This window comes from Microcystis sp. LE19-10.1B (assembly GCF_027530565.1).
GTDB classification, from domain to species: Bacteria; Cyanobacteriota; Cyanobacteriia; order Cyanobacteriales; family Microcystaceae; genus Microcystis; species Microcystis aeruginosa.
The window spans coordinates 1-5,735 of the sequence record NZ_JAPZQM010000495.1 but is presented as its reverse complement, the minus strand read 5'-3'; the positions used below and the strand labels follow the sequence as shown (position 1 = coordinate 5,735).

At 41.8% G+C, this 5,735-nt stretch carries 6 protein-coding genes and 1 pseudogene; 5 read left to right on the top strand and 2 right to left on the bottom strand.

Going from position 1 to position 5,735, the window contains the following annotated elements:
- Positions 1 to 235: 235 nt before the first annotated feature.
- From O9332_RS17830 to O9332_RS17815, 4 genes and pseudogenes are all read left to right on the top strand, one after another.
- Positions 236 to 1,066, top strand: a pseudogene (locus tag O9332_RS17830) (formylglycine-generating enzyme family protein); the annotation flags it as partial.
- 344 nt (positions 1,067 to 1,410) lie between these two features.
- On the top strand, positions 1,411 to 1,533 hold the full coding sequence (locus O9332_RS17825; RefSeq protein ID WP_002763733.1) for a hypothetical protein: 123 nt from the start codon (positions 1,411 to 1,413) through the stop codon (positions 1,531 to 1,533).
- Positions 1,534 to 1,620: 87 nt separating this feature from the next.
- Positions 1,621 to 1,857 (top strand): ribbon-helix-helix domain-containing protein, encoded by a 237-nt coding sequence (locus O9332_RS17820; protein WP_002763732.1) that lies wholly within the window; start codon positions 1,621 to 1,623, stop codon positions 1,855 to 1,857.
- Positions 1,858 to 2,289: 432 nt separating this feature from the next.
- Positions 2,290 to 2,670, top strand: a complete 381-nt coding sequence (locus O9332_RS17815) for a pepsin/retropepsin-like aspartic protease family protein (protein ID WP_002763730.1) — start codon at positions 2,290 to 2,292, stop codon at positions 2,668 to 2,670.
- A 209-nt stretch (positions 2,671 to 2,879) separates the two neighbouring features.
- Here the strand turns inward: O9332_RS17815 and O9332_RS17810 are convergent, their stop codons facing one another.
- Positions 2,880 to 3,965, bottom strand: coding sequence for a class I SAM-dependent methyltransferase (locus O9332_RS17810; protein ID WP_288026664.1), 1,086 nt, complete (start codon positions 3,963 to 3,965; stop codon positions 2,880 to 2,882).
- A gap of 267 nt (positions 3,966 to 4,232) precedes the next feature.
- Between O9332_RS17810 and aqpZ the strand changes: the two genes are divergently transcribed.
- The gene (aqpZ, locus tag O9332_RS17805) at positions 4,233 to 4,994 is read left to right on the top strand and encodes an aquaporin Z (RefSeq protein ID WP_288026662.1); all 762 of its coding nucleotides are present in this window, start codon (positions 4,233 to 4,235) and stop codon (positions 4,992 to 4,994) included.
- A gap of 37 nt (positions 4,995 to 5,031) precedes the next feature.
- Here aqpZ and tsaE read toward each other — a convergent pair whose 3' ends face one another.
- Entirely contained in the window at positions 5,032 to 5,502 is a 471-nt protein-coding gene (tsaE, locus tag O9332_RS17800) for a tRNA (adenosine(37)-N6)-threonylcarbamoyltransferase complex ATPase subunit type 1 TsaE (RefSeq protein WP_002759256.1), read from the bottom strand.
- Between the last annotated feature and the right edge of the window lie 233 nt (positions 5,503 to 5,735).

Sequence of the window (5,735 nt, the reverse complement as noted above, 5' to 3'; positions counted from 1 at the left end):
CAGTGCTTCTGCTAATATCTCTAACTTAGCTTGCTTTAGTATTTGCCAGGTTCCAACTATCATTAACAACAGTAGATATCTGGCTCGTCCCAGTTCATTTTCTAACACTTTCTGGTATAGTTCACTTATCATTTTCGTTATTTAGGTCATATATGGTAAATATGACTTATCTTTTTTTGGAGTCTGTGTCTGTATTTTATGATACATAAGCTTTTCAGCTTGCTTGTCCCCCTGTCAGGTTTTAAATGCCTTACAACCTGTGGGATGGAATTCTCCCCCGTCACCTCCACCAGCACCGGCAGCAGTCAAAAAGCCTGTTTCACCAATACCCCTAATTGCTTCACCTACTCCATTTACCGAAAAACTACCCAATCGAGTCACAATGGAGATGGTGAGCTTACCAGCAGGTAAATTTCTCATGGGTTCTCCTGAAAGTGATCCCGATGCTAAAAGCTATGAAAAGCCTCAACACCCAGTTAAAGTCAACAGTTTTGCGATTGGCAAATATCCAGTGACTCAGGCACAATATCAAGCAGTAATGGGAACAAATCCCTCTTATCTTAAAAACAATCCCCAAAATCCGGTAGAAAGTGTTAGTTGGGAGGACGCTCAAGCCTTTTGTCAGAAATTGAGTCAAATAACTGGCAAAACCTATCGCCTACCGACGGAAGCGGAATGGGAATATGCTTGTCGTGCGGGGACAACCACTCGCTATTATTTCGGTGATGATGCCAATCAGTTAGGAGATTACGCTTGGTATGACGGAAATTCTCAGAAGACAACTCATCCTGTGGGTCAGAAAAGGCCCAATGCTTGGGGACTCTATGACATGATTGGCAATGTTTGGGAGTGGTGCGAGGACAATTGGCATGATAGCTATGAGAATGCACCAAAGGATGGCAGTGCTTGGATAAAAAATGGTAATGATAATCGTTCTCCATTGCGGGGCGGTTCTTGGTTCTTCAATCCTGCTTTCTGCCGTTCCGCTTTCCGCAACAGCTTCTTCCCCAACGGCGACGTCAACTACGGTTTTCGGGTGGTGTGCGGTGCTGGGAGGACTCTGTAACCCTTTTTCCCTTTTTACCCTTTTTACCCTTTTTCTCTTTTTCCCGCCTAGCGGCGGGTCGATTTTTTTTTTTGAGCCGTAGGTTGGGTTTCGTTCCTCAACCCAACCCAATTATTTAAAAGTGTTGGGTTTCACTATCGTTCAACCCAACCTACGATCTACTGATTATTTATTCCCCTTTTTGCATGAGTGCATGAGTAGAAAACGGGTTTCTCGGAGAAACCGGTTTTCTGTGGGTTACTCAACGGATTTAGGATAATATTGGTGCGTTACGTCGCGTATGTAATTAATGTAAATTAAATAATATTGTTGCGCTCCTAACGCACCCTACCTACTCATTTCCCTTGTTTCAAGGCTCTGCCTTAAAGCAATATTCAGGTAGAAGCTGGGAACGAGATAATGCTCTCATTGACCAACTCAAACAAGGAGCGATCGCCGATCTCGGAAGGGGCGTTAATGTTATGTAATGCACCTCAACTAACCTATTTTAGCTAATCCTTGTAGTAAAATGAAACAGGACACTCGACTTAACCCTTAACCTTACAAAAGTCATCATGAATATTCAACTAAAACCCAATCAAGAACAATTTATCCAAAAACAGTTAAAAAGTGGCAGATTTAATAATTCAGAACAAGTCATAGATACCCCTTTTTACTTGCTAGAAATCCTCGATCAAGATTACTTACAATGGGTAGAAGAAACTCGTCAAAAAATTGACGTTGCCATAGCCGAATTAGATAATGGAGAGGGATTAGATGGAGAAAAAGTCATAAGTAGTCATGCAAAATAAATTTCCTAGTGAAGACAGGCAAGAGGCAATAGGCAAGAGGCAAAAGCTTTATCGAAATGTGTAGTTAATTTTGCTTAGGTACTTAAATGATATACTCGAAAAATTTAAAAAAGCGCAACAAAAATAATTATCGAAAAGAAGATAAATAATTATGACAGAATATACTATTAGTTCGGGAAACATTTTTGAAGACTTAGGCTTTGCTAATGCAGAAGAAAAACTCGCTAGGTCGATTTTTTTTGAGATTTTCTAGGGTGCGGACTAGGCAGCTTTTGCCTTTTTGGGGAGCAGTTTAAGGAGGTTATAATACTAAATCCAGTTATTAAAAACTGATTATTTATTCCTCCTTTTGCCTGTTGCCTGTCCTGATAAGTAGCCTATGCTCAACGGATTTAGTATAATCTAATTAATAGACCACCTCAACAGGATAAAATGGGTTTAGTTTCAGCCAAAATACAACTTAGTAACCCCGTTGATCGTTCCCTATCGCCTCTAGAAACCCCAGCCTTGGCTGATACGGGAGCCTTGCATCTCTGCATTCCTGCACATATTCAAATTCAGTTAAAATTAACTGAAATCGATCGCAAGGAGGTAATTTTAGCCGATGGTTCCCGTCAACTGGTTCCCTACGTTGGACCGATCGAAATTCGTTTCAAAAACCGCATCGGTTTCGTCGGTGCTTTGGTAATGGGGGATCAAGTATTGCTTGGTGCTATCCCAATGGAAGATTTAGACTTAATCGTTATTCCCGCAACCCGGACTATTGATATTAACCCCAATAGTCCTAATGTAGCTACCTCGATCGCTAAATAGGGCTGGCTGAATAAATATAAAAACCTTGTTGGATAAGGCTTTTAGACTTTTTTTCCCGCAAAAAGTGCCTACCATTGGAGTGATCGGGGGTAAAATTCAAGTACTTTTTCCCCCCTGATCACTGCAAGAGCTGGCACTTTTTGATTTTAAACAAGCCTAAAGATATTATCCAACAAGGTTTTTAGATTTATTCAGCAATCCTTAATTAATTAGTCCTTGAGCAGTGCGATACATTGGGCTAAAGAAGCATTAGTTTTCAGTGCTTGCGGGTTAATATGGGTGGCAGCGGCTCGATAACCTTGTTCTAAGAGAGCTGCAATTAAATCTTCCCTTTTGGGTAAATCTAATTTCCCCCTTCTACCAATTTCCCGAAAGCTATAAAAATAGGGAGGAAAATCGTTCTCTTCCCTCATTATTTCTAACAATTTAACTACCTTTTTCCACTGCCATTGATCGGCTAAATCTGCCATTTTTTCTAGATACAAGCGATCGTGTAAACTGCCTAACCACAAGGGTCCGGTTAAAGTTAAAGGTTGCCCGTCCCCAGAACAAACTATCTTGCCTAACTTCGGCCAAGGCACTGATTGATATTCCCCGCAGCTATGACAATAACCGAGAAAACCGTAGTTATGACTATTTAATTGTCTATTAGCCGTTAACCGCACCATCACCCGATAACTTTGACCAAAAAAGAAGGAAAAAACCGGCGTAATTCCTAAACCTAATCGGGCCGATTCTAATTGCAAACCAGCGATAATTAATCTTAATCCCTGTTCGTGGGCAGCTGGATGATTGCGAGCAGAGGCTCCATAATCAGCTAAACTATTTTCTAGATTATGACCCGTCAGCGTCCGTCCATCGGTATTAGTTAGATAAATTAAACCACCGATTTTAGTGGCTAAAGGAATAGCACTAAACAGAGATGCAGGGGAACCAAAAGCATCAATATCAACTAGATCGTAATGGTCTTTTTTAAGATAACATTCTAGGAGAACTTCTTGAGCAGATTTATAGGTTATTTTCCCTTGTTTCTGTTGTAATAAACTCTCTAAATTAGCGGCTAAAGTTGGCTGAATTTCTGGATTACCATCATTAACCCACAGCCAATCCGCACCACTTTCTAACCAATACCTGAGCGCTCGCACACCAGAGCCGCTCATTACCTCTAAAACGCGCAAACTTCCCCGCTCTTTTTGGGCAATTGCCGCCCCTAAAACTCCTAAATCTCGGACGATTTTACTCTCCGGTCGATAAAAAGTATTGTTGATATTAAATATCGCTTTTTCTTCCTGCATCGCTCATCTCATAATTAGCACTCGGCGGAAAGGGTCAACCACTGCCAAAATCCATCAGACATCAAGATAGAAGTAAATCTAAAGAAAGTGTGAAATTATCAGAAATTCCCGATTTTTTTACTATTATATCCCTAAAAAGCTGATAGTTTCCCCATGAGAACGGCAAATTGAAGGTAAAAAATAACTATTTTTTAATATCTTATAACAGTTTAATCCGGTCTGATGGGAGATAACCTAAAAGCAAAATCATTCAACCTTGATATAGAGATGAAAAAGTATCTAGCAGAGTTCATCGGGACGTTTTGGCTCGTTCTCGGCGGTTGCGGTAGTGCTGTTTTAGCGGCAGTATTTGTGGGTAAAGCCAAGAGTGTCGTAGATGGTGCTGATTTTAATATCCATCTGGGGATTTCTTTTGTGGGTGTCTCCCTCGCCTTCGGTTTAACCGTCCTCACTCTTGCCTACGCTTTAGGGCATATTTCGGGGGGACATTTTAATCCCGCCGTTTCCTTCGGTCTCTGGGCAGGTAAACGCTTCCCCGGTTCGGAACTACTTCCCTACATCATCGCTCAAGTTTTAGGGGCGATTTTAGCGGCAGTAATTATCTACATTATTGCTAGTGGTCAACCCAGTTTCGCTCTGGGAGGCAGTAACCCTCTGGCCACCAATGGTTACGGAGAACATTCTCCCGGTGGTTACAGTTTATTCGCCGCTTTGGTCACGGAAGTGGTCTTGACCTTCATGTTCTTAATCATCATTTTAGGCTCTACCGATCGACGCGCTCCGGCCGGTTTTGCTCCCATCGCTATTGGTTTAGGATTGACCTTAATTCACTTAATTAGCATTCCCGTGACCAATACCTCCGTTAACCCCGCTCGTAGTACCGGTGTTGCTCTTTTATGCGGTAATATAGCTCTCGTTGGTCAATTATGGTTATTCTGGATTGCTCCCATTGTTGGGGCCGTGGCGGCGGGTTTCCTCTACAATAGTTTCTTTGAAGAAACTTTAGAAGAAAGACGAGTTAGAGAATAAGTGGAAAGTTACCGCTAAAGTTTGATTGCTTCAAAAGTCAAGTGCTGATAGCGATTCCTGTGGGGTCGCTATTTTTTTCGTCCCCACCGACAAAATTGAGCAGCGCTCGTCGTCCTTGCTCGCCTCGATCGAGTAAAGTAATCTCTAGATAATTTTCTGGCAAAAAAGTTAAACGTTCCGACCATTCGATCGCCACTATCCCTAAATCCACCTCGATTCCCTGCCAATAATTTTCTAGGTACAGCGCCTCGATATCTTGACCCTGCAAACGATACAAATCCAAATGATACAAAGGAAGGCGGCCTTCGCTATATTCGTTAACGAGGGTGAAGGTAGGACTAGCTATAGGCTCTTGAATGCCCAATCCTAGGCCAATTCCCTGTACTAAGGTGGTTTTTCCCGCTCCCAAATCGCCTTTTAATAAAATTACACTGCCGGGGGCCAGGGTTTGCCCCAGTTTTTCCCCTAAATTGACAGTAGCTTCTCGATCGGGTAAGTCGATAATCATTTGTTTCCGCTAGGATGCCAATTAATCACTGATTCTAATATGAGTAGGTAGGCGTTAAAAGTTATCAGATGCCCCCCTTATCAAGGCTGTCCTTTAGTCACATCTTTCTTAACATTTCAAACCTTTGTAGCACAAGGCTTTCAAGACTCGGTTAACAATTTGTAATATTCCTTGTTGACACCCTTACTGACAAAGAAAAAACTGAAATCAAGTCAGGATAAGGGTTGGAGTGC